This is a genomic window from Micromonospora sp. NPDC049114 (genome assembly GCF_040648635.1).
GTDB lineage: Bacteria > Actinomycetota > Actinomycetes > Mycobacteriales > Micromonosporaceae > Micromonospora.
The window spans coordinates 46030-68887 of sequence record NZ_JBEZEA010000010.1 but is presented as its reverse complement, the minus strand read 5'-3'; the positions used below and the strand labels follow the sequence as shown (position 1 = coordinate 68887).

At 73.6% G+C, this 22858-nt stretch carries 19 protein-coding genes; 5 read left to right on the top strand and 14 right to left on the bottom strand.

All coding sequences use genetic code 11. The features are described 5' to 3' along the window. Positions 1 to 128: 128 nt before the first annotated feature. Positions 129 to 914, top strand: a complete 786-nt coding sequence (locus AB0B39_RS24875) for a hypothetical protein (RefSeq protein WP_357498540.1) — start codon at positions 129 to 131, stop codon at positions 912 to 914. A 67-nt stretch (positions 915 to 981) separates the two neighbouring features. Here AB0B39_RS24875 and AB0B39_RS24870 read toward each other — a convergent pair whose 3' ends face one another. From AB0B39_RS24870 to AB0B39_RS24845, 6 genes are all read right to left on the bottom strand, one after another. Beyond that, positions 982 to 1404, bottom strand: a complete 423-nt coding sequence (locus AB0B39_RS24870; protein ID WP_234590807.1) for a VOC family protein — start codon at positions 1402 to 1404, stop codon at positions 982 to 984. After that, positions 1401 to 1808 (bottom strand): VOC family protein, encoded by a 408-nt coding sequence (locus AB0B39_RS24865; protein ID WP_357575522.1) that lies wholly within the window; start codon positions 1806 to 1808, stop codon positions 1401 to 1403. The genes AB0B39_RS24870 and AB0B39_RS24865 overlap by 4 nt, the downstream gene beginning before the upstream one ends. Before the next feature lie 179 nt (positions 1809 to 1987). Beyond that, positions 1988 to 3169 (bottom strand): HAMP domain-containing sensor histidine kinase, encoded by a 1182-nt coding sequence (locus AB0B39_RS24860; protein WP_234590812.1) that lies wholly within the window; start codon positions 3167 to 3169, stop codon positions 1988 to 1990. After that, positions 3166 to 3834, bottom strand: a complete 669-nt coding sequence (locus AB0B39_RS24855; RefSeq protein ID WP_039907546.1) for a response regulator transcription factor — start codon at positions 3832 to 3834, stop codon at positions 3166 to 3168. Before AB0B39_RS24855 ends, AB0B39_RS24860 begins: the two co-directional genes overlap by 4 nt. An 86-nt stretch (positions 3835 to 3920) precedes the next feature. Then, entirely contained in the window at positions 3921 to 5216 is a 1296-nt protein-coding gene (locus tag AB0B39_RS24850) for a PQQ-binding-like beta-propeller repeat protein (RefSeq protein WP_357575521.1), read from the bottom strand. Then, positions 5213 to 6490: a PQQ-binding-like beta-propeller repeat protein gene (locus AB0B39_RS24845; protein WP_357575520.1), complete on the bottom strand. Its 1278-nt coding sequence runs from the start codon at positions 6488 to 6490 to the stop codon at positions 5213 to 5215. The genes AB0B39_RS24850 and AB0B39_RS24845 overlap by 4 nt, the downstream gene beginning before the upstream one ends. Before the next feature lie 113 nt (positions 6491 to 6603). Here AB0B39_RS24845 and AB0B39_RS24840 point away from each other — a divergent pair, with 113 nt between their 5' ends. Beyond that, complete coding sequence (locus tag AB0B39_RS24840) at positions 6604 to 8517, top strand: hypothetical protein (RefSeq protein WP_357575593.1); 1914 nt, start codon at positions 6604 to 6606, stop codon at positions 8515 to 8517. Here AB0B39_RS24840 and AB0B39_RS24835 read toward each other — a convergent pair. Together AB0B39_RS24835 and AB0B39_RS24830 are read right to left on the bottom strand one after the other, a co-directional pair. Next, complete coding sequence (locus AB0B39_RS24835) at positions 8514 to 10322, bottom strand: hypothetical protein (protein WP_357575519.1); 1809 nt, start codon at positions 10320 to 10322, stop codon at positions 8514 to 8516. The genes AB0B39_RS24840 and AB0B39_RS24835 overlap by 4 nt on opposite strands. After that, positions 10322 to 12037, bottom strand: a complete 1716-nt coding sequence (locus tag AB0B39_RS24830; protein WP_357498633.1) for a hypothetical protein — start codon at positions 12035 to 12037, stop codon at positions 10322 to 10324. The genes AB0B39_RS24835 and AB0B39_RS24830 overlap by 1 nt, the downstream gene beginning before the upstream one ends. 656 nt (positions 12038 to 12693) lie before the next feature. Between AB0B39_RS24830 and AB0B39_RS24825 the strand changes: the two genes are divergently transcribed. After that, entirely contained in the window at positions 12694 to 13854 is a 1161-nt protein-coding gene (locus AB0B39_RS24825) for a hypothetical protein (RefSeq protein ID WP_234587989.1), read from the top strand. Positions 13855 to 14021: 167 nt separating this feature from the next. Here AB0B39_RS24825 and dxs read toward each other — a convergent pair whose 3' ends face one another. The 3 genes from dxs to AB0B39_RS24810 form a co-directional block, all read right to left on the bottom strand. Continuing rightward, positions 14022 to 15968, bottom strand: a complete 1947-nt coding sequence (dxs, locus tag AB0B39_RS24820) for a 1-deoxy-D-xylulose-5-phosphate synthase (protein WP_357498530.1) — start codon at positions 15966 to 15968, stop codon at positions 14022 to 14024. Positions 15969 to 16049: 81 nt separating this feature from the next. Next, complete coding sequence (locus tag AB0B39_RS24815) at positions 16050 to 17306, bottom strand: TRAM domain-containing protein (protein ID WP_357575592.1); 1257 nt, start codon at positions 17304 to 17306, stop codon at positions 16050 to 16052. Positions 17307 to 17322: 16 nt separating this feature from the next. Beyond that, complete coding sequence (locus tag AB0B39_RS24810) at positions 17323 to 19392, bottom strand: APC family permease (RefSeq protein ID WP_357498528.1); 2070 nt, start codon at positions 19390 to 19392, stop codon at positions 17323 to 17325. Between the two features lie 173 nt (positions 19393 to 19565). On the opposite strand from AB0B39_RS24810, the gene AB0B39_RS24805 reads away from it, so the two are divergent. Further along, entirely contained in the window at positions 19566 to 20231 is a 666-nt protein-coding gene (locus AB0B39_RS24805) for a TrkA family potassium uptake protein (RefSeq protein WP_234587934.1), read from the top strand. Between the two features lie 3 nt (positions 20232 to 20234). Beyond that, a complete protein-coding gene (locus tag AB0B39_RS24800) occupies positions 20235 to 20924 on the top strand; it encodes a TrkA family potassium uptake protein (RefSeq protein WP_234587936.1) in 690 nt (229 codons plus the stop codon). A gap of 27 nt (positions 20925 to 20951) precedes the next feature. Here the strand turns inward: AB0B39_RS24800 and AB0B39_RS24795 are convergent, their stop codons facing one another. From AB0B39_RS24795 to AB0B39_RS24785, 3 genes are all read right to left on the bottom strand, one after another. Next, the gene (locus AB0B39_RS24795; RefSeq protein ID WP_234587938.1) at positions 20952 to 21638 is read right to left on the bottom strand and encodes a DUF3159 domain-containing protein; all 687 of its coding nucleotides are present in this window, start codon (positions 21636 to 21638) and stop codon (positions 20952 to 20954) included. A 25-nt stretch (positions 21639 to 21663) separates the two neighbouring features. Beyond that, positions 21664 to 22044 (bottom strand): OB-fold nucleic acid binding domain-containing protein, encoded by a 381-nt coding sequence (locus AB0B39_RS24790; RefSeq protein WP_357498525.1) that lies wholly within the window; start codon positions 22042 to 22044, stop codon positions 21664 to 21666. 127 nt (positions 22045 to 22171) lie between these two features. Then, positions 22172 to 22846, bottom strand: a complete 675-nt coding sequence (locus AB0B39_RS24785; RefSeq protein ID WP_357498523.1) for a DUF3710 domain-containing protein — start codon at positions 22844 to 22846, stop codon at positions 22172 to 22174. Positions 22847 to 22858 lie beyond the last annotated feature (12 nt).

Here is a 22858-nt window from a genome sequence, read left to right as displayed (position 1 = left end):
TGGACCGGGCCGGCCACCGCGCTCGTTGGTGGCCGGCCACGGCGTGTGCCGGGCCTGGGCTGAGGCAACGCCGGGGCGGTCGCCGGGTTACGATCACGCGCTTTGCACACCCATCCTGGAGCTGACTGATGTCCCAGCCGCCGGCCAACCCCTTCGGCCCGCCGCACGATTCCCCTCACCCGCCGCAGCAGCCGGGCCAGCCGGCCGTGCCGCAGCAGCCGGGCCAGCCGCAGCAGCCCGGCGGTTGGCCGCCGCCGCAGCAGGGCTTCGGGCCGGCTCAGCCGGGCCAGCCGTACGGCGACCCGAACCAGTTCGGCGGCCCGCCGCCGGCGAAGAAGTCGAACGTCGGCAAGATCATCCTGATCGTGCTGGCCGTGGTGCTCGTGCTCTGCCTCGGCGGCGCGGCGATCACCTGGTTCGCGGTCAAGGACGAGGTGGGCGACGTCGTCGACGCCACCAAGACCCGGGTGGTCGCGCCGGCCACCCTCGCCGGCCGGGCGAAGAACACCGACCCGCAGTTGCAGTCGGTCGCCGACCAGATGGTCACCTCAATGAAGGCCGAGGTGCAGAACGAGACCAGCACGATCGGCGCGTTCTACGGTGACCCGGCCAAGCAGGACCTGATCATGGTCACGGCGGTGTCCGGCGTGATGGCCGACCCGAAGAAGGAACTGGACGAGGCCGTCACCGGGCTCTCCAGCGAGCTGTCGGTGACCAACATGGCGGTGGTCGAGGCGGGCCCGCTGGGCGGTGACGCGCGCTGCGGCGACGGCAAGACCGAGGGTGTGCCGCTCGGCGTCTGCGTCTGGGCCGACCGGGGCAGCGTGGGCCTGGTGGTCATGTACTTCAAGTCGGCCGAGGAGACGAAGGCCGAGTTCGTCACCATCCGGGGTCAGATCGAGCAGCGCTCCTGACCCGTGCACGACCGGGGCCCCGGCCACCTCAGGGTGATCGGGGCCCCTGCCGTACCGCACCGATCGCTCAGGAGACCGGTTCGGCGTCACCCGTCGCCGCGACGACAGCCGGTGACGCGGCCCGCTCGGCCGCGCTGCGCAGCACGCAGAACTCGTTGCCCTCCGGGTCGGCGAGCACCACCCAGCCCGAGCCGTCCGGGCGGATCTGGTCGGCGACGTGCACCGCGCCGATGCCGAGCAGCCGCTCGACCTCGTCGGCCCGCGACCGGTCGGCCGGCTCCAGGTCCAGGTGCAGTCGATTCTTCACCGCCTTGCCCTCGGGCACGGCGATGAACAGCACCTCCGGCCCGCCCGGCGGCAGCAGCATCGCCTCCGGGTCGCCCGGGAAGTCGTCGGGCTGCCGGGGGCAGTCGAAGACCTGCGACCAGAAGCCGGCCAGGGCGTACGTGTCGCGACAGTCGAAGCTGATGTTGTGGATCGTCGAACTCACTGTTGGTCCTCCGAAGTGGTGGTGACGACACGTTCCCTGGCGCTGCGCAGCACGCAGAACTCGTTGCCCTCCGGGTCGGCGAGCACCGCCCAGCCCGTGCCGTCGGCATGCCGACGGTCGGCGACCATCGTGGCGCCGAGGCCGAGCACCCGCTCGATCTCCTCGTCGCGGGTCCGGTCGACAGGTTCCAGGCAGATGTGCTGCCGGTTCTTGGTCACCTTGTCGTCGGGCACCGCCTGGAAGAACAGGTTCGGGGTGGCCTCGTCCGGCGGCAGCAGGACCGCCTCCGGATCACCCGGGGCGTCCTCGCCGTGCCGGGCGTAGCCGAGCACCGCCGACCAGAAGCCGGCCAGGGAGTACGTGTCGTGGCAGTCGAAACTGATGTTGCGGATCCGTGGATACACGGGTGGTCCCTCCAGGGTCGGATGGGGACGCTCCGCTGCCCGGGGTCAGCCGGCGAAGACCCGGGGTGCGGAGCCCTGAATGGTGGACATCGACGCACCCCCTTTCGCTCTCGAGCTGACGTGGGTGATCTTGCCATCGGGCGAGCGCCGTCCGCAACCCTCGCGGCCGCGCCGACCGCTCAGCCGGCAGCGGGCACCGGGCCGGTCACCGCCGGGGCGTCCGCGGTCGGCAGGGTGACGGTCACCTCCAGGCCGCCGCCGGGCTGGGCGATCACCCGGACGGTGCCGCCGTGCGCCTGGCAGACCGCCCGGACGATGGACAGGCCCAGGCCGGAGCCGCGCGCCCCGGTGCGTTCCCGGCCGCCGCGCCGGAACGGCTCGAACAGCCCGGGCACGTCGGCCTGGTCGACCTCGAACCCGGTGTTGCCCACGACCAGCCACGAGCGGTCGCCGTCCGTGCCGGTACGCACCCAGAGCCGACCGTGCAGGTGGTTGTAGCGGACGGCGTTCTCGATCAGGTTGCCGGCCAGCCGGTCGAGCAGACCCGGATCGCCGACCACCGGCGCGGATTCCAGTGACGTCTGCACGCGCAGGCCGATCCGCTCGACCTCGCGGCGCATCGCGGACAGCGCGTTGGCGGTGCCCGTCGCGAGGTCGCACTCGGTGCGCCGGCCAAGGCGCCGCCCGGCCTGCGCCTCGCTGCGGGCCAGCACCAGCAGGGCGTCCACCAGGCTGTTCGCCCGCTCCGAGGCGTCCCGGACGACTGTCGCCATCCGGCGGTACTCGGCGGCGTCCGCGTCGTCGTCGCTGAGCGTCACGTCGATCTCGGTCCGCATGACGGCGAGCGGGGTCCGCAGCTCGTGCGAGGCGTTGGCCACGAAACGCTTCTGCGCCTCGAACGCGGACGCGATCCGGTCCAGCATCGCGTCGAACGTCTTGGCCAACTCGGCGACCTCGTCGTCCGCGCCCGAGTAGCCGATCCGCTGGTCCAGCGTCGCCTCACCGAGTCGCTGTGCGGTCGCGGTGACCTGGTGCAGGGGCCGCAGCGCCCGGCCGGCCACGGCGTACGCGCCGGCCACCCCGACCACGCTGATCGCCAACAGCGCGACCAGGCCCTTGGCCAGCAGCTCCCCGGAGGCGGCGTCGACCAGCTCCCGCTGCCACTGGGCGGCGTCCATCCGCCCACCGTCGGAGAGCACCACCGTCGTGCCGGGCAGCAGCTCGTCGGTGGGCCGCAGCGCGTCCCGGACCAGCAGCCAGGCCAGCAGCACCAGGATCGCGCCAGCGCCGACCAGCAGCACTCCGTTGAGCAGCGTCAGCCGCAACCGCAGGGTGGGTCGCAACCGCCCCGGCCGGCTCACGGCAGGACCTCGGCCGTGCGGTAACCCGCCCCCACCACCGTCTCGATCAACGGCGGGTCGCCGAGCTTGCGGCGCAGCGTCATGACCGTCACCCGGACGATGGTGGTGAACGGGTCGGTGTTGGCGTCCCACACCCGCTCCAGCAACTCCTCGCTGGACACCACCGCGCCCCGGGCCTTGAGCAGCTCACTGAGCACGCCGAACTCCTTGTTCGTCAGGTCCATCGGCACACCGGCGCGGGTCGCGACCCGACGGGCCGGGTCGAGCACCAGATCCGCCAGTTCGAGAACCGGCGGCGCGGCCGGGGTGGCCCGCCGGCCCAGCGCCTGCACCCGGGCGACCAACTCGTCGAACGCGAACGGCTTGGGCAGGTAGTCGTCCGCCCCGAGCTGCAACCCCTCCACCCGGTCGGCCACGGTGCCGCTCGCGGTCAGCATCAGCACCCGGGTCAGCGCCCCGGAGGCGGCGAGGTCGGCGCAGATCTGGTCGCCGTGCACGCCGGGCAGGTCGCGGTCGAGCACCACCACGTCGTACCGGGTGACGAACGCCGCCTCGTGGCCGGCGTCGCCGTCGTACGCCACGTCCACCGCCATGCCCCGCTTGCGCAACCCGCGCGCGATCGCGTCGGCGAGGTTGCGTTCGTCCTCCACCACCAGTACCCGCATCCCGGCCTCCTCGCTGCTGACCACCGACAACCTAGTGCCGGCGGGCAACAATCCTCCCTCGCCGCCCGGACCGACCCCGCCGGTGGTCAGCGGGGCAACCGCCACAGCCCGTACGCGTTGTCGCGCCGCCGGCAGAGCAGCCGCCCGGTGAGGGCCTGACAGTCCCCGGTCGCGTCCCGCAACACGTCGAGCGTCCGTGCCCGGCCACCGGTGACGTCCAGCTCGGCGACGAGCAGACCCCCGTCGGGATGGCGGCGTACGCCGATCAGCGGGCCGCCGCGGGCGAACTGCGCCAGCTCCCACCGACCCAGCTCGGCCAGCACCCGGCCGGTCGGTGGGTCGAGCACGACGATCTCCTCCGCACCCGGCCCGGCGCTGCTCACCGTCGTGGCCACCAGCCGACCGGCGTAGGGCCAGACCCACCCCCAGCGGTCGCTCGCCCAGAGGTCCCGACCGGTGGCGGCGTCGAGCGCCCGCAGCCCGCCGGAGCGGGTCTGCACGCAGATGACGACGCCGCAGTCCGACGCGTACAGCGCCTCGCCGGCAGGCACGCGCCACCGCTGGCGCAGGTCGTCGAGCCTGTACGCGGTGGTCGTGGCCGTCGCGCCACCGATGGTGAGCAGCAGGTCGTCCGCGAGTTGCACCGACACGCCGGACGCACCCCCGCCGGCGTCGAGGTCAGCGCGGGCCAGCACCGCGCCGGTGGTCGGGTCGCGGACCTCGGTCGCCCCGCGCAGGCGGACGACGAGCAGGCGGTCCACCCCGTGCTCGCCGTCGCGGAGGACGAACATGCCGCCGGGGCTGATCGGCAGCTGCCAGCGCACGGTCCCGCAGCACAGGTCGACCCCGCGCAGGGTGTCCCCCTGGTCGTCGCCGGCGGTGGACCACATGAGGAGGTTGCCGTCGGGAAGCGCGGCGGCGTTGCCGGGCTGCTGCCAGCGGTACGTTCCGGTCCGGCGGTCCAGCGCGATCGTGAGCGTCCCCTGATTGTCCGGGCCGACCTCGTGGCCGGTGACCAGCAGCGTCTCGCCCTGCTGCGCGACCCCCCAGTACCGGCCCTCGGTCGGCAACGGCACCTGCCACGCCGGCTCGCCGCCGGGCAGCCGGGTCGCGGTGAGCCGCCGTTGCCCCGTCCCGCCGAGCGGCTCGACGAGGACGAAGAGGTCGTCGGTGACCAGCGCCTCGGCGCCGAGTTCTGCCGGCAGCGTCAGCACCTCGCGCCTGTTGAACGGCCCCGAACCGGCGAGGCCGGCGAGCACCAGCAGCAGAACCAGCGCGCAGCGCAGGGGCCGTTGCCGCGCCAGCGGCGGGCGGGGCAGCCGGATCGGGTCGGGGTCCGGCCCGTGCCGCAGCTCCCCGAGGTCGATCACCGGACCGCTCACCGGGACAACCGCCACAGGGCGCTCGAGCCGTCGAGGCGGCGGCAGAGCAGGACGGGCAACGCCACCTGGCACCCCCCGACCACGCCCGGGAGCACGTCCAGGAGTCGCGTCCGGCCGGCGCTGAGGTCCAGCTCGGCGACGACGAGCCGGCCGTCGGGGGTCGGCCGTACGCCGATCAGTGGGTCGTCGCGGCGCAGCTGGTCCACCAGCTGCCACCGGCCCAGCTCCGCGCGTTCCCGCCCGGTCCGGGCGTCCCGCACCGCGTACCGCTGCTCGGGCGTGGTCACCAGCAGCATGTCCCGCCGGACGTCGACCAACGTGTCCGGCCCGGGGTCCGACCAGCGAACGGCGCCGGTGGCGGGGTCGATGGCCTGGATGGCGCCGGTCTGCTGGACGGTGCAGAGCAGATCTGCGCACGGCACCGCCCAGGCCACCAGCGGCAGCGAGGACGTCCACACCTGCTCCAGTCCGGGCAGCCGGAAGGCGACCAGCCCGGTGCTGCCGGGCGGAACGAGCAGCACGAGGTCGTCCACCACCTGCACCCGCTGGAACGCCGACCGGGCACCGGGCAACGTGTCCACACTGCCCACCAGGTCGCCGCTGCCGGCGTCGTAAACCTGCAGCTCGCCGGTCGGCTGGACGAACACGATCTGGTCGACCTGGTTGACCGGTCCGTGGTAGGCGGGGCTGCCGGACGCGATGGGCACCGACCAGAGCACACGGCCGGTGTCGGGCGCCACCCGGGTCACCGTGCCCGGCCCGTCGCCCAGGTCGTTCGCGAGGAGCAGGCCCCCGTCGGCCGTTCGTTGGGCGATCCCCGGCTGGCGCCAGCGCCGCTGACCCGTCCCGGCGTCGAAGGCGGTGGTCTCCAGCACCCCGTCAGCGGTGCTGGCACCCACCGCCAGCAGCATCCCGCGGTCGGCCCAGACCGCCAGGAAGTCACCGCTGCGTTCCAGCGGTGCGCGCCACCGGCGCCGCACGGTGTCCCCGACCCTCGGCCCGGGACGGCTGTACGCGGTCAGGTACCTGTCGCCGACGGGCGTCGACGTGTCGACAACGACGACGGCGTCCTCGGTGAGGTACACCGAGGCGCCCGGCGAGGCCGGCACCGACGTCACGATCCGTTGCCGCACCGGGGTCGCGCCGGCCAGCGTGACGAGGGCCAGCAGCAGCACCGCCGAGCTGCGCAGCCGGCGGCCGGCGGCGCGCGGTCGACGGACCGTCGGCCGCGATTCGGGCTCGTCCCGGACCTCGCCCAGCTCGATGATCGACAAAGATGGTCCCTCCATCACCGGCGGGGTCGGCCGGGGGCCCGGCAAACCGGCCGGGGGCGTACCGGCCCGGCAAAAGCGACGCATCCTCGCCTGTACGATGGCGCGTCGTGGCTGTGCCGGTGGTAGACCCCTCGTTGAATCCCGTGACCGACGCCGAACTGGCCGAGGTCGAGCCGACACGGCGACCTCGACGCCGTCCGGCCCGAGCCGACCTGTTGGCCCTCGGAGCCTATGTGGTGCTGGGCGTCTTCGTCTGCCTCCATTACTGGGGGGACGTGTCCGGTCGGGTGTCCTCGCACCTGCCCACCGACCACAGCTGGTTCGAGTGGCTGTTCGCGCACGGCGCGTACTCGGTGCGGCACCTGGAGAACCCGCTGTTCACGGCCCGGCAGAACGCCCCGGACGGGGTGAACATGATGGCCAACACCTCGCTGCTCGGGGTGACCCTGCCGCTGTCGCCACTGACGATGCTGGTCGGCCCCCAGGTCACGTACGCGCTCTACCTGGGTGGCGCGCTGGCGGCCACCGCCGGCACCGCCTACTGGATGCTCTCGCGGCACCTGGTGCGCTCCCGGGCGGCGGCCTTCGTCGGCGGGGCGTTCCTCGGCTTCGCACCGGGCATCATCCACCACGCCAACGGCCAGCCCAACTTCGTGTCCAACTTCCTGCTGCCGTTGATCGTGGTGCGGGTGCTGCGGATGGGCGAGCCGGGCCGGTGGCGGCGCAACGGGCTGGTGCTCGGGGTGCTGGTGACCTACCAGATCTTCATCAACGAGGAGATGCTGCTGCTCACGGCGCTGGCCTGCCTGGTCGTCGTGCTGGCGTACGCGGTGCAGCGGCCACGGGCGACGCGCGCCGCGGCCGGGACGTTCCTGGCCGGGCTGGGCGTCGCCGGTGGGCTGGCCCTGCTGCTGGCGGCGTACCCGATCTGGTTCCAGTTCAACGGTCCGCAGTCCTACCGCGGTTTGCAGGGCGGCGTCTTCCACAACTGGGGCGAGGACCTGGTCGCCTTCGTGACCTTCGCCCGCGACACCTGGGCGGGCGATCCGGCGGTCGAGCAGACGATCGGCATGACCGAGCAGAACACCTGGTTCGGTTGGCCGCTGGTGCTGCTCTCGGTGGTGGCCCTCGTGCTACTGGTGCGCCGTTCGCTGGCCGCCCGGATCGTCGCGGTGCTGATCGTGGTCTTCACGGTGGCCTCGATCGGGCCACGGGTGCGCTTCGACGGGGTGGAGACCGGGGTGCGCGGCCCCTGGTCGTACGTGCCGGACGACCTGCCCCTGGTCGAGATGATGATGCCGACCCGGTTGACCCTGGTGGTCGCCGCTGCGGTGGGCGTACTGCTGGCGCTGACCTGGGACGCCGCGGCCCGCCACGGCCGTCCGGTGGCCGCGCCGGCCCGCGTGCCGGCCCCGCGCGCCGGAGAGCCGGCGACCGCCGCAGAGGCGGCGACGTCCGACGACCAGGGCGTCACCGCGCCGGTCGCGACGCGACGCCGGTGGCTGCGCCCACTGGGGTACGCGGCGGTCACCCTCGCCCTGCTGCCGCTCTTTCCCCGGCCGCTGCCCGCCCAGCAGATCGACCCGCCGCCGCACTTCATCACCGCCGGCGGCTGGCGGCCGTACGTGCCCCAGGGCCGGACCCTCGTGCCGGTGCCGATCCCGAGCAACGTGCACGGCCTGCCCACGCTGCGCTGGAGTGCCCTGACCGGGCAGGAGTTCCCCGTCCCGGGCGGCTACTTCATCGGCCCCAACGAGCTGGGCGAGGGCGTCTTCGGCGCACCGAACCGGCCCACCAGCAGCCTCATCTACTCCACGATGGACGCCGGCGCGGTCCCCGTCCTCACCGACGAGAACCGCCGCCAGGCCGTCGAGGACCTCCGGTTCTGGCGGGCGTCGGTGGTGGTGCTCGGCGCCCACCCGCGCGAGGCGGTGCTGCGCGAACTGGTCACCGCCCTGATCGGGCCACCGCAGCGCGTCGACGACGTCTGGGTCTGGGACGTCCGCGCGCTGGTTGATCAGCGCTAGCCGACCAACGTCCGGACGTCCCACGCCCACCCGCCGTCGACCGGGCGGCCGGGGCCGAGCAGTTCCTCGACGGTCCGGCGGACCGGTTCGTCGTGCGTCGACCGGCCGAGCACCACCACGGCGGCCCGCCAGTGCCGCAGGTCGTCGACGGCCTGACGGCGGTCGGCCTCGGTGAGCACCGGCACCGTGCCGGTCTCGGCGACCCGGCGCAGCAGCACGGCGGTCGGCAGGTCCGGGGCGCCCCAGCGGGCCGCCGGGTCGTCCGGGCCGCTCGGTCCGATGAAGTACCCGCCCGGGGCGCGGAACGCCAGGCCGGTGCGGGCCGACCAGAGCATCACCGGGCTCAGCGCGGCGCCGGTCACCGGGGGCACCGCCACCACGGTCCGTCCCGGAGGCACCACCTGCCGCCACCCGCCGTCGGCGACGAACCCCGGCACCGGCGCGACCGGCACCGCCCGGATCGGCGTCGGCGTCAGGGGCAGCAGCGCGGCGGCCACCGCGCCCGCCCCCAGCAGTCGTACCGGCAGTCCCGGCACGGTCGGTGACCGGCGGGCCGCCCGCACCCGGTCCACGAAGAGCGCCACCAGGACACCCAGCACCGGCACGCAGACCAGCGCGAACCGGGCCGGCACCGCGAGGTCGAGCAGCGGCAGCCCCGCGACCAGCCGGTACGGCCCCGCGACGCCTGTGGCATTGCCGTCCACCCGCAGGTCGGTGCCGAGCGACAGCAGGGCGAAGACGATGCCGCAGCCGGCCAGCGCGCGGATCAGCGGCCGTCGCCACAGCCAGATCACGGTGACCACGGCGAGCACCAGCAGGCCGGGGCCGAAGAACGAGTTCTCCTCGGTGGGGTTCGGTGCGAGCAGCCCGGGTAGCCAGTCGTCTCCGAGCACGGTCTGCCGGGCCGACGCGGTGAACGACGCGGCGTCGAGCTGGAAGCCGTGCGCGGCGAAGGCCATTCCGGTGTAGTGCTGCGGCCCGTGGAACTGGAACCACAGGGGGTACGCCAGCAGCGTCACCGCCACCACGGCCGCCACGGCGAGCCGGCCGAGCAGGGCCGGCGCGAGCCGGCGGGCCGCGGCCCGGTCGGCGAGGGCGTAGCCGAGCGCGAACACCCCGGCGGCGAGCGCCAGGAAGACGAGCACCTCCTCGCCGATGAACACCTGCCACACGAGCAGCAGCCCGAGGCCGACACCGGGCCGCCACACCCCGCGCGGGCTCGACCCGGAACGGAACACCAGGGCGAGGATCGCCGGTAGCAGGAACTGGGCGGCCACGTGCAGATGCGCCCCGGCCTGGGCGATCATCCCGGGGGCGAAGCCACAGACCAGGCCCCCGAGCGCCGCCGCGCAGCGGGCGGTGACCAGTCGACGGCGCAGCAGCGCGTACCAGGCTGTGGCGGTGCCGGCGAGGCAGCAGACCACCGCCACGCAGAACGCCGCCTGCGAGCCGAACAGCAGCGTCACCGGGGCCAGCGGGACACCGAGGCCGAGCACCGAGGTGTTGGCCATCAGGTTGACGCCGTCGGGCGCGTTCAGGGCGGTGCTGTAGAGCGGGTTCTCCCCCGCGACGACGGCGTGCGCCGCGTGGGCCAGCATCCACTCGAAGAGCACCTGGTCGCCGGCCTGGTGGAACAGCCGGCCGGGGCGGCCCCACTGGGTGCCGGTCAGCAGCACCGCGAGCCCCAGGTAGCCGGCGATGACCACCGCGTCCGGGAGCCACGCCGGCCGGGGTCGGCGCGCGGTCGGCGGACCGAGCGTCGCTGCCGCCGTCTGCGCCGGCGACGACGTCGTTCCCGTGGACATCAGACCGAGCGGTCGGTAAGCGTCCGAACGTCCCACACCCAGACGTCCAGCTCCTGCCGGCCGGGGCCGACCAGCTCCTCGACGGTACGCCGCAGCGGTTCGACGTGCTGCTGACGGACCGGCAGCACCAGGATCGCCGCGTGCCAGTGCCGCAGCTCGTCGGTGAAGCGCCGACGCTGCCGGTCGTCCAGCTTGGGGGTCCGGCCGGTGGTCGCGACCTCCTCCAGCAGCTGGCCCACCCCGCTGGGCCGGCCGCCGAACCGACCGGGGTCACCGGTGTTGCCGTTGCGGGGGGCGAGGAAGTAGCCACCCGGGATCTTGAAGTCGAGGTTGGTGGCGGCCGCCCAGCGCATGCCGTGCGTGTTGCCCATGCTGGGCACCGGGATCGGCACGAGCGTCTGGTCCGGGCCGACGTACTGCCGCCAGCGGTCGGCGGTGATGAACTCCGGCACCGGCGGCCGGGAGACCATCCGCAGCGGCATCGGGGCGATCGGCAGCAGCGCGAACGCCAGGCCGGCGGCGGTGAGCGTCCGGACGGTACGCCGGTCGGCCGGGCGCAGCGCCCAGGCCCGCTCGACGGCGAGCGCGAGCAGCAGACCGATGACCACCGTGGTGATCAGGCCGAACCGGGTCGGCACGACCGCGTCCAGCAGGGGCAGGTGCACCAGCAGTTCCCACGGCCCGGTGAGGAGCTCCCGGTCCCACCAGGAGATCCGCTCGCCGAGGGAGAGCAGGGCGAAGAAGCCACCGGTCGCGGCGAGCGCCCGCACGACCATCTCCCGACGCAGCCACACCACTACGGCGACGGCGAGCAGCGACAGGCTCCACCCGAAGAAGGCGTTCTCCTCGGAGTAGTTCGGGGCCAGGTTGACGTTGGCCCGCTGGTTGCCGCCGAGGGTGGCCGAGCCGGGGGCGAAGAAGGCGGCGATGTCGTTGCCGTAGTCCTGCACGGCGTCGCTGAGCCCGTGGTACGCCATCGGCCCGGCGAACTGCACGTACAGCGGGTACGCCAGCAGCGCCCCGGCCAGCAGCGCGCACGCGGCCAGGCCGGCGGCCAGCGGTCGCCACGCCGCCCGCCAGCGGGCCGGTTCCTGCGCCACCACCGCGAGCAGGAAGATCCCGCAGGCCAGCGCCGTGAAGAGCAGGATCTCCTCGTTGATGAACGCCTGGGCGGTGACGAGCAGGGCCAGCAGGGCGCCGTCGAGGACCGGCCGGCGCGAGCGGGTGAGCACCAGCACCCGCCAGACGATGAACGGCAGCAGGAACTGACTGATGATGTTGGGGTGCCAACTGGCGTGCGAGAGCATCGCCGGGGAGAACCCGCAGAACCAGCCGCCCGCCGCGGCGGCGAGCGGCGTACGCACGACGTGGCGGCGGAGCATGAGATACCACGCCATCGCGGTGCCGGCGAGGCCGAGCGTCACCAGCACCACGAAGGACACCGCCGGCCCGAACAGCAGGGTCACCGGCACCATCGGGATGCCCAGAGCCAGCACCGCCGTGTTGGCCATCAGGTTGACGCCGTCGGGATAGTTGAACTGCTCGGTGTAGAACGGGTACTCGCCGTGCAGCACCACTCGCACCGAGTGGGCGAGGAAGAACTGCACCTGGGCCGGGTCTCCGGTGTAGAGCGACGCCACCCGGCCAGCCGGGTCCAGCCAGATCCGGCTGGTCACCCAGAGCGCGGCGAGCAGGAACAGCGCGCCGACCGCCAGGTGCTGCCGTCGCCGGGTCCAGCGGGCCCACCGACGTCGGCGCGGCCCGGCGGTCCCCTCGTCGCCGTCGCCCTCGGCAGGTACGCCGGCCGGGGCGACCTCGACGGGTACGCCGGCCGGGGTGGCAGTGGCGGGCGGCGCTGGCGGGGTCTCGACCGGCGCCGCCAGTGGGGCCTCGGCCGGCGCTGCCGGTGGAGCTTCGGCCGGCGCTGCCGGGGCTTCGGCCGGCGCTGCCGGTGGGGCTTCGGCCGGCGCGGCGGCGACCGCCGTCGTGGCGGGCTCGGGCTCGCGCCCAACGGTGCGTACGCGGGCGCCGGCATGGGAGGCCGGAGCGGCGGTGCCGCCGGGAGCGCCGACGGCCCTGACCCGGGAGGCGGTGGGAGTGTGGTGGCTCACTGTCTCGTCGGGGCCGGCCGCCTCCGGGTGCGGCGCGGACAGGGCGCGGGACTCGGCAGGCGTCACAGTCGGCGGAGTCTACCCGAGCGGCGAAAAGGCACTAAAGCCCCCGGGACGTCCATTGTGGTGGGTGCGGGACCGGCCAGCGGCGGCGTCGCGTCGGACATCTCGTACTATGGCGCTTTCCCACAACGACGGCGAGGCGATCGGGGGCGGATCAGGTGACTCCGGGCCGCCGGCACGGCAGGGCGCTCAGCGTCCTGCTGACCGCGCTGTTGACCGCCACCGCGTGCGGTCCCGTCGCGGAGCGCACGCCCCGTGACCTGCGGGTGGGGTACGACAGCCTCGACGGCACGCTTGCCGTGTGGCCGCCCCGGGGCGACCTGGCCGGTGACGCGGCGGCGACGGCGGCGGTCACCAGGGCCGTCCGCGACTGGCGCTCACCGGCCGACGACCGGGCGCACCTGCCCTCGTCCGGCATTCTCTTCTCGGGCCGGGTCGACGGGGCGCCGGTGGCCCTGGTCGCGGCCGACGTGCCCGGCGAGAGCGCGTCCTGGCTGCTGCAACTCGCCGGCGACGGCGGCCGGTACGCGATCGCCCGCGCCACCGAGTACACCGACCCCGGCTACCTGGTCTACTCCGACGTGCTGCCGGTGCAGACGGCCGGTGGTCGGCGCTATCTGGTCTCCGCCCGCGTGCAGCAACTGCTCGGCCCGCAGGGCCGGGCGCTGACCGTCGCCGACGGCCTCAGCGCCCCGGTCGACGTGCCGGCCTGCACGGCGGTCGGCGTGACGGCGACCCTGCGGGCCACCGAGTCGCTGCCCCGTGGGCGGGCCGCCGACCGGCTGCTCGACCTGGGCACCGGCACGACCGACCCGCGCTATCCGCTGGTCCGTGACGAGTCCGGCGCGGGCCGGCGGGCGCTCACCGGCCTGGACACCTGCGTGCTGGCCGGCGAGCGGGGTCCGTTCGGCAGCATCCCGCGCCGGATCGGCGACCGGGACGCGCCGAAGTCGGTGCCGACGTCCTGGCCGATGGCGAAGCTCTCGGTCCGCTCACTCGGCGAGGTGGCTCTGGGCGGTGGCGAACCGGCCGAGTTGCAGCAGCTCAGCTGGGACACCGACGCCGGCATGATGACCGCTGTCGTCTACCGGCCGGCGGACGGAAGCGCGCCGGTGGTCTCGCCGGCCGACCGGGCCACGCCGTTGCAGACGTACCAGCTGCCGGTGCCCGGCCAGCCCCTGGTGGTGCTCAGCTGGCGGGCCACCCGGGACAGCTCCCTCTCGGTGCCGCCGGGCACCCCGCTGCTGGTGGAGCGTCCCGGCCTGGTGGTCGTCCCCGAGCCGGACAGCACCCAGACCTACAGCCTGGCCAACACCGACAAGACCCACTACCGCTCGGTAAGCCCCCGCCCACGCTAACCCCCCCCACCCAACCGGTCGATCACGAACTGGTGGTGGGCGTTGAATACCTGTCCGCCCCTTTTGCGAGGGACCACAACTCCATGATCGACCGGTCCGGGGCGGGGAACGCCGGCGGCGGGCGCCCCGTGGGGGTGCCCGCCGCCGGGTCGAGCTGGACAGTCGAGCTAGTTCTGGGCTGCCGTGTCGCTGGGGGTCAGCCGGTCCGGGGTGGCGTCCAGGCCGGAGATCCAGCCGGTGACGTTCCGGGCGACGTCCTGGGCGGTCAGGCCGAGGTCGGCGAGGATCTGTGCACGGGTGCCGTGCGGGTGCCAGTCGGCCGGTACGCCCAGGTCCTTGAGCGGCACCCGGACGTCGGCGTCGCGCATGGCCTGGCCGAGGGCGTCGCCGACACCGCCGACGCGGACGCCGTCCTCGACGCTGACCACGAGGCGGTGCCGGGCGGCCAGCTCGACCAGCTCGGCCGGCACCGGGCGGACCCAGCGGGGGTCGACGACGGTGACCCCGTAGCCGTGCTCGGCGACCCGGGCCGCGACCTCCATGCCCAGCTGGCCGAAGGAGCCGACGGCGACGAGCAGCACGTCGGTACGCGCCGACTCGGCCAGCACGTCGACCGGGCCGACCCGGCGCACGGCCGGCAGGTCCGCGGCGACCGTGCCGGTGGGGAACCGCACGACTGTCGGGCCGTCGTCGACGGCCAGCGCCTCGCGCAGCTCCTCACGCAGCGTGGCGGCGTCCCGGGGAGCGGCGATCCGCAGGCCGGGCACCACACCGAAGACCGACATGTCCCAGATGCCGTAGTGGCTGGGGCCGTCCGGACCGGTGATGCCCGCGCGGTCCAGCACGAAGGTCACCGGCAGCTTGTGCATCGCCACGTCCAGCAGGACCTGGTCGAAGGCGCGGTTGAGGAAGGTGGCGTAGACCGCGACCACCGGGTGCAGCCCACCCAGCGCCAGACCGGCCGCCGAGGTGGCGGCGTGCTGCTCGGCGATGCCCACGTCGTACACCCGCTCGGGGTACTTGCGGGCCAGCTTGGCGATGCCGGTCGGCTCGGCCATGGCGGCGGTGATGCCCACCACGTCCGGGCGCTCGTCGGCGATGGCCAGCAGCTCGTCGGAGAAGACGTGGGTCCACTTCACCGCCGGGGCGGCCAGCAGGGCGCCGGTCTCCACGTCGAAGGCGCCGCCGGGGCCGTGCAGGCAGTCGGCCTCGTCCTCCTCGGCGGGGCGGTAGCCGTAGCCCTTGCGGGTGACCGCGTGCACGATCACCGGGCCGCCGAAGTTCTTCGCCGCGCGCAGCGCCGACTCGACGGCCGCCACGTCGTGCCCGTCCACCGGGCCGACGTACTTGATGCCGAGGTCCTCGAACATGGCCTGGGGGGCGACCGCGTCCTTGATGCCCTTCTTGACCGCGTGCAGCACCTCGTACATCGGCTTGCCGACCAGCGGGGTGGAGCCCAGGGCGTCCTTGACCGTGTCGAGGACCTTCTCGTAGCCGGGGTTGAGCCGCAGCGAGGAGAGGTGGTCGGCCAGGCCGCCGATGGTCGGCGAGTAGGACCGCCCGTTGTCGTTGACCACGATGACCAGGGAGTTGCCGGCGGTGGCGATGTTGTTCAGCGCCTCCCAGCACATGCCGCCGGTCAGCGCGCCGTCACCGACCACTGCCACGACGCTGCGCGCCTCACCCCGCAGGGCGTACGCCTTGGCCAGGCCGTCGGCGTAGGAGAGCGCGGTGGAGGCGTGCGAGTTCTCGATGAGGTCGTGCTCGCTCTCGGCCTGGCTGGGGTAGCCGGAGAGGCCACCGCGCTGGCGGAGCTTGTCGAAGCCGGCCTGGCGCCCAGTGATGATCTTGTGAACGTACGCCTGGTGGCCGGTGTCGAACAGGAGCCGGTCCCGGGGGGAGTCGAAGACGCGGTGCATGGCCAGCGTCAGCTCGACCACACCGAGGTTGGGCCCGACGTGCCCGCCGGTGCGGGAGACCTTGGCGATCAGGAAGTCGCGGATCTCCGCGGCGAGCACATCCAGCTCCTCGCCCGACATCCGCTTGACGTCCTGCGGACCGCGGACCGTCCCCAGCAACCGGCCGTGGTTGGCCGTGTCCTCTTCAACACTCATGACCGGAGAGTCTATCGGCCGTCCGACACTCCGCAGCCTGGCCCGAGCCGTACGCACCGCAGTGGGCCGCTGAGCGCCTGGTCAGGGCCGGTCCACATCAGGAGTGTCGACCGGCAGCAGGAGGCCCACCAGCTCGACGTGCTGGGTCATCGGGAACAGGTCGAAGCCGCGCAGCGCGGCCAGCCGCCAGCCCAGCTCGGCGAAGGTGCGCACGTCCCGGGCGAAGGCGGCCGGGTCGCAGGCCACGTACGCGACGGCGCGCGGACCGGCGGCGACGATGTCGCGCACCACCGGGGCGCCCGCGCCGGAGCGCGGCGGGTCGAGCACCACCACGTCGACCGGGCCGGTGATCCGTCGGCGGGCCAGCGCGGTCTCCACCCGGGCGGCGACCACCTCGACCCGGGGCAGGTCGGCAAGGTTCACCCGGGCCGCGTCCGCCCCGGTCGGGCTCGACTCGACAACTGTGACCCGCGCGTCGCCGACCCGGCCGGCGAGGGCCGCCGCGAACAGCCCGGCCCCGCCGTAGAGGTCCCAGGCCACCTCGCCCGGCCGCGGGTCGAGCAGCTCCAGCACGGCAGTGGACAGGGTGTCCGCCGCGGCCGGGTGCACCTGCCAGAAGGCGGACGCGGGCAGCGCCCAGTCCCGTCCGGCGGCCACCTCGCGGACCTCGGTCGGCCCGCTCACCGGCGTGGCCACCCCGTCGCGGACCTCGGCGACGCTCACGTCCCCGCCGGTGCTGGCGACGGTCTCCACCGCCTCGGCCGCCGGCCAGCGCGTGCCGGTCGGGGTGAGCACGGGCAGCTGCTGGATGGCCGGGTGGGCGATCCGGCAGCGATCGATCGGCACGACCTCGTGCGAGCGGTGCTTGAGCAGGCCGGCGCGGTCCGCGGCGTCGACCGCGTAGCGGACCCGCGAGCGCCAGCCCAGCGACCCGCCCGGCAGCGCCTCGACCTGGACGCCCAGCCGGTCCAGCTCGGCGTCGGCGAGCCCGCCGAGGCGGACCAGCTGCTCGCGCACGACCGCGGTCTTCCAGGCCAGCTGCGCGTCCGGGGCGACGTGTTGCAGGTCGCAGCCGCCGCAGGCGCCCGGCCTCGCGTACGGGCAGGGCGGCTCCACCCGGTCCGGTGAGGGGTCCAGCACGGTCACCGCGTCGGCCCGGACGAACCCCCGGTGCACCTCGGTGACCTCGGCGATCACCCGCTCACCGGGCAGCGCGTGCCGGACGAACACCACCTGCCCGTCCACCCGGGCCACGCAGTGCCCGCCGGGGGCTACGGCGTCGACTGTCAGCTCGACCCGCTCCGCCTCCGCCAGGCCCCGTTCGGTAGCCGCCGTCACGGACGGCGTGGTCCGCTCAGTCACGGCCGTTCCCGACCGTTTCGCTGTCCACCGGGCCGGACTCGTCCGGCGGCGGCGCGGTGACCACTGGTGGCACGGTGCCCCGCGGCCCGCGCGCGGGCGTACGGGAGAGCGTGGCGTCCAGCCGGTCCAGGTTCTTGCTGGCGGTCGAGGCGAGCTGCCACGGGACGCTGACCACCATCACCCCCGGTTCGAAGAGCAGTCGACCCTTGAGGCGCAGCGCGCTCTGGTTGTGCAACAGGTTCTCCCACCAGCGCCCCACCACGTACTCGGGGATGAAGACGGTGACGACGTCGCGCGGTGACGAACGACGGGTCGAGGCGACGAAGTCCAGGATCGGCCGGGTGATCTCCCGGTACGGCGAGTCGACAACTGTGAGCGGGATCGCCATCTCCCGCCGCTCCCAGTCGGCCTGCAGGTCGCGGGTGTCCTTCTCGTCCACGTTGACGGTCACCGCGGTCAGCGTGTCCGGCCGGGTGGCCCGGGCGTACGCGATGGCCCGCAGCGTCGGCTGGTGCAGCTTGCTGACCAGCACGATCGCGTGGTTCCGGGCGGGCAGCACGGCCCGGCCCTCGTCCGGCGGGGTCAGCTCGGTGGCGACCCGGTCGTAGTGCCGGCGGATGGCCAGCATCAGCGCGTAGATCACCGCCATCGCCGCGATCGCGATCCAGGCGCCGAGCAGGAACTTGGTGATCAGGACGATCACCAGCACCGTGCCGGTCAGACCCATGCCGAAGGTGTTGATGGCCCGGGAGCGGTGCATCCGCTTGCGCGCCTCCGGGTCCCGCTCGGTGCGCAGGCGCCGGTTCCAGTGTCGGATCATGCCGGCCTGGGAGACGGTGAACGAGACGAAGACACCGACGATGTAGAGCTGGATGAGGCGGGTCACCTCGGCCTGGAACCCGACGATCAGCACGATCGCGAAGAGGGCGAGCGAGGTGATGCCGTTGGAGAAGGCCAACCGGTCGCCCCGGGTGTGGAACTGGCGGGGCAGGTAGCGGTCCTGGGCGAGGATCGAGCCGAGCACCGGGAAACCGTTGAACGCGGTGTTCGCGGCCAGGAAGAGGATGAGCGCGGTCATCCCGGCCACCACGTAGAGCAGGAACGAGCCGGAGCCGAAGACCGTCTCGCCGAGCTGGGTGGTCACCGTCTTCTGCACGTACCCGTCGGGGCCCGAGACGATCTGCAGGGCCGGGTCCTCGACGAACTGCAGGTGGGTCAGCCGGGCCAGCCAGATGATCCCGACGAGCAGGCTCACCGCGATCGCGCCCAGCAGCAGCAGCGTGGTGGCGGCGTTGCGGCTCTTGGGCGCCTTGAACGCGGGCACGCCGTTGGAGATCGCCTCCACGCCGGTGAGCGCGGCGGCGCCCGAGCTGAACGTCCGCAGCAGCAGGAAGACCAGCGCGAACCCGGTCACACTGTGCTCGGCCTGGATGACCAGGTCGGCGCTGGGCGCACGGAGGTCGTCACCCAGGACGAAGACGCGGAACAGACCGGTGAGCAGCATTCCGCCCATCACGATCACGAAGCCGTACGTGGGGATGGCGAACGCGGTGCCCGACTCGCGCAGTCCGCGCAGGTTGACGGCGGTCAGCAGGACCACCGCGAGCACCGCGATCATGACCTTGTGGGTGGCCACGAAGGGCACCACCGAGCCGAGGTTCGCCACGCCGGAGGAGACCGACACGGCCACGGTGAGCACGTAGTCGACAAGCAGGGCGCTGGCCACCCCGACCCCGAACTTCGGTCCGAGGTTGACCGTGGCCACCTCGTAGTCGCCGCCGCCGGAGGGGTAGGCGTGCACGTTCTGCCGGTAGCTGGCCACCACCGTGAGCATCACCACGACCACCGCGAGGGCGATCCACGGGGAGAACAGGAACGCCGACGCCCCGGCGATGGAGAGGGTCAGCAGGATCTCGTCAGGCGCGTACGCAACGCTGGACAGCGCGTCGGAGGCGAACACGGGCAGCGCGATGCGCTTCGGCAGGAGGGTGTGCTGCAGTCGGTCGGACCGGAACGGTCGACCGAGGAGCAGTCGCTTCAACAGCGAGGTGGGTCTGGCCACGAACGCCAAGGGTACGACCACCACGGTCCGAACGCGGGGGTGGGCGATCACGGGTGGCAGACAGGACGCGGTACGGTCGGTCCCGCTGTCGACCCGGACGTGGCAGGCTCGGACTCGGAGCCACCGGCGGCGAAAGGGCCAGCGGCAGCGGTACGCACCTTGGGAGGGACAGCGTGCACGTCGTGATCATGGGATGTGGCCGGGTCGGGTCGACCCTCGCCCACAGCCTGGAGTCCCGGGGACACTCGGTGGCGGTGATCGACCAGGACGCCGACGCCTTCCGCCGGCTCGGCCCCGACTTCGCCGGAATCACGGTGACCGGGGCGGGCTTCGACGGCGAGGTGCTGCGCCAGGCCGGCATCGAGCGCGCGGACGCCTTCGCGGCCGTCTCCAGCGGCGACAACTCCAACATCATCTCGGCGCGGTTGGCCCGGGAGACGTTCGGCGTGTCCCGGGTCGCGGCCCGGATCTACGACCAGCGCCGGGCCCAAGTCTACGAGCGGCTGGGCATTCCCACCGTGGCGACCGTGCGCTGGACGGCCGACCGGATGCTGCGGCACCTCGTGCCCGAGGGCAACGTGGAGATCTTCCGCGACCCGACGAGCACCGTGTCGATCGTCGAGGTCCCGGTGCACAAGGAGTGGATCGGCCGGCCGGTGCGCGCCCTGGAGGAGGCATCCGGCGCGCGGGTGGCCTACCTGATCCGCTTCGGCATCGGCACGCTGCCCACCGCGTCCACAGTCGTCCAGGAGGGCGACCAGGTGTTCATGCTGGTCAGCGACGACATCGTGGCGACTGTCACGTCGGTGGCGGCGACCCCGCCGGAAGGGGGGCACTGAGCCATGCGGATCGCCATCGCGGGCGCCGGCAACGTGGGTCGCTCGATCGCTCAGGAGCTGATCGAGAACGGCCACCAGGTGATGCTCATCGAACGGCAGCCGAAGATGCTCCGGCCGGACCGGGTTCCGGCCGCCGAGTGGGTGCTCGCCGACGCCTGCGAGGTCGCCAGCCTGGAGGAGGCCAACGTCGCCGGCTGCGACGTGGTGGTCGCGGCCACCGGCGACGACAAGACCAACCTGGTGCTGTCGCTGCTGGCCAAGACCGAGTTCGCGGTGCCCCGGGTGGTGGCCCGGGTCAACCGGGCGGAGAACGAGTGGCTCTTCACCGAGCAGTGGGGCGTCGACGTCGCGGTGAGCAAGCCGCGGGTGATGGCCGCCCTGGTCGAGGAGGCGGTCACCGTCGGCGACCTGGTCCGGTTGATGACCTTCCGGCAGGGCGAGGCCAACCTCGTCGAGATCACCCTCCCGCCGACCGCGCCCTACGTCGGTCAGCCCCTGCACGCGGTGCCGCTGCCCCGCGACTCCGCCCTGGTGGCGATCCTGCGCGGCAAGCGCGTCCTGGTGCCCAGCCCGGACGATCCCATCGAGGCCGGCGACGAGCTGATCTTCGTCTGCACCGCCGAGGTGGAGGACGACGTCCGCGCGGTCATCCTCGGTCCGGACAGCGTCGAGCGGACCCGCGGCTCCCACTGAGCCGCGGGGCGCGGGCGGCGCTGTCGCTCAGGCGCCCGGCAGCGGGGTGGGTTGCGGCTCCCGGGTGACCCGGCGCACCGTCCAGACGGTGATGAGCAGCAGCAGCGCGTACGGCGGGTAGCCCAGCGCCAGCCGGGCCACGCCCAGCGCCGTGTCCTGGTGGGCCAGGTAGAGCCCGGCCTGCACGCCCACCTTGGCGAGCCACACCACGCCCCAGAGCACGGTCAGCCGGGTGAAGACGCGCACCAGCTTCGGGTCGGCCCGCCACTCGGAGCGGCCCTTGGCGACCAGCACCGACCAGATCCACCCGACGAGGGGCTGGCGGATGGCCGCCGAGATCAGCAGGGCGATGCCGTAGCCGATGCCGTAGAGGATGCCGGGAAGGTAGAAATCCCGCTCGTCACCGGTGCGCCAGGCGATGGCGGCGCCGATACCGACCCCGAACAGCCCGTTGACCGCGTGCCGGATCGGCCGGCGCTGAGCCAGCCGCAACCCGGCGATCAGCAGCGCGACGGCCACCGAGGCGATCACGGCGGGCCGCAGGTCGCCGATGATGTTGGCGAGCACGAAGACGACCACCGGGATGCTGGACTCGACAAGCCCCCGCCAGCCGCCGAGCTGGTCGGCCATCTGCTCGGCGATCGTGGGCAGCGGCTCGTCGTCCTGCGGAGGATCGGTCTCCGGCTGTGCTGCCCGGTGCTGTCCCGTCGTCATGCCCGGCCTTCCGTCCGCGGTGCCGTCACTTCGGCGAGTCCAGCTCGTAGTACGGGTTGTAGATGACCTTGCGGTCGTCGCGCATCGCCACCCGGCCACGCGCGGTCAGGTGCCGCCCCGGCTCGATCCCGGAGATGTGCCGGCGCCCCAGCCAGACCAGGGTGACGACGTCGCTGCCGTCGTACAGGTCGGCCTCGAGGGTGGGCAGGTTGGTGCGCGGCGTGTAGACCACTGTGCGCAGCCGACCGGCCACCGAGACCACCTGGCCCCGGGAGCACTGCTGGGCCAGGACACCGCCGCACTCGGCGCTCTCCTGCCGCAACTCCTGCGCGTCGATCTCGGCCTCGCTGGCGGTGAACCGTTGCAGGATGCGCCGCAGCGACACCCGGCTCTCGTCGGTCGTCATGACCTCCGCGTCACCCTCTCCACGCTCACCGGCTCGCCGCCGGCACCGGCCCAGCTCCGGCGACGCCGGAACCGTCCCGCCAGCGTACGCCGACGGGGCCGGTTCCGGCGGGCCGGTGCGGGCCCGGTCAGACCTGGCGGGGCTCGGCGGCGGCGGAGGTGTCCCCGCCCTCGGCGTCGGCCTGGTCGGCGATCTCGCGGGGCAGGCGCAGCGGCAGTGGCTCACGGACCGGCTTCGCCTCCTGGCCACGGTCGACCACCAGGCCGTCCAGGCACTCGGCGAGCGGCCCGGCGCTGGCCGGATCGGTGGCCACCGGGCCCTGGAAGACGCCCCGGACCATCCAGCGCGGCCCGTCGACGCCGACGAACCGCAGGTTCGTCGGGCCGTCCGGGGTGCGCACCTGGGCGTGCAGCTCCGGGCCGTACTCGCCCTCGACCTCCTGGGCGGCGGCGCCGTCGCGCAGCAGCGACTGCCGGATCTCCTCGCGCACCTCGTCCCAGATCCCCTCGGACCGGGGGGCGGCGAAGACGCCGAGCTGCAGCGCGTTGTCCCCGTGCACCAGCACGACCTGCTGGATCACGCCCTGCGGGTCGGCCTGCACCCGCACCTCCACCTCGGCCACCGCCGGGATGTGCAGGCTGCCGAGGTCGAGGCGCTGCACCTCGTCGTCGACCTCGGAGATGTCGTACGGCCCGCGCACGAGCGCCGGCGCGGACGTCCCGGTGCCCTCGTCGAGGACCTCGGTGGTCCGCTCGTCGCGGGTGTGCCGCCCGGCATCGGCCCGCTTTCGGGAGAAGATCACTGCGCCCACCCT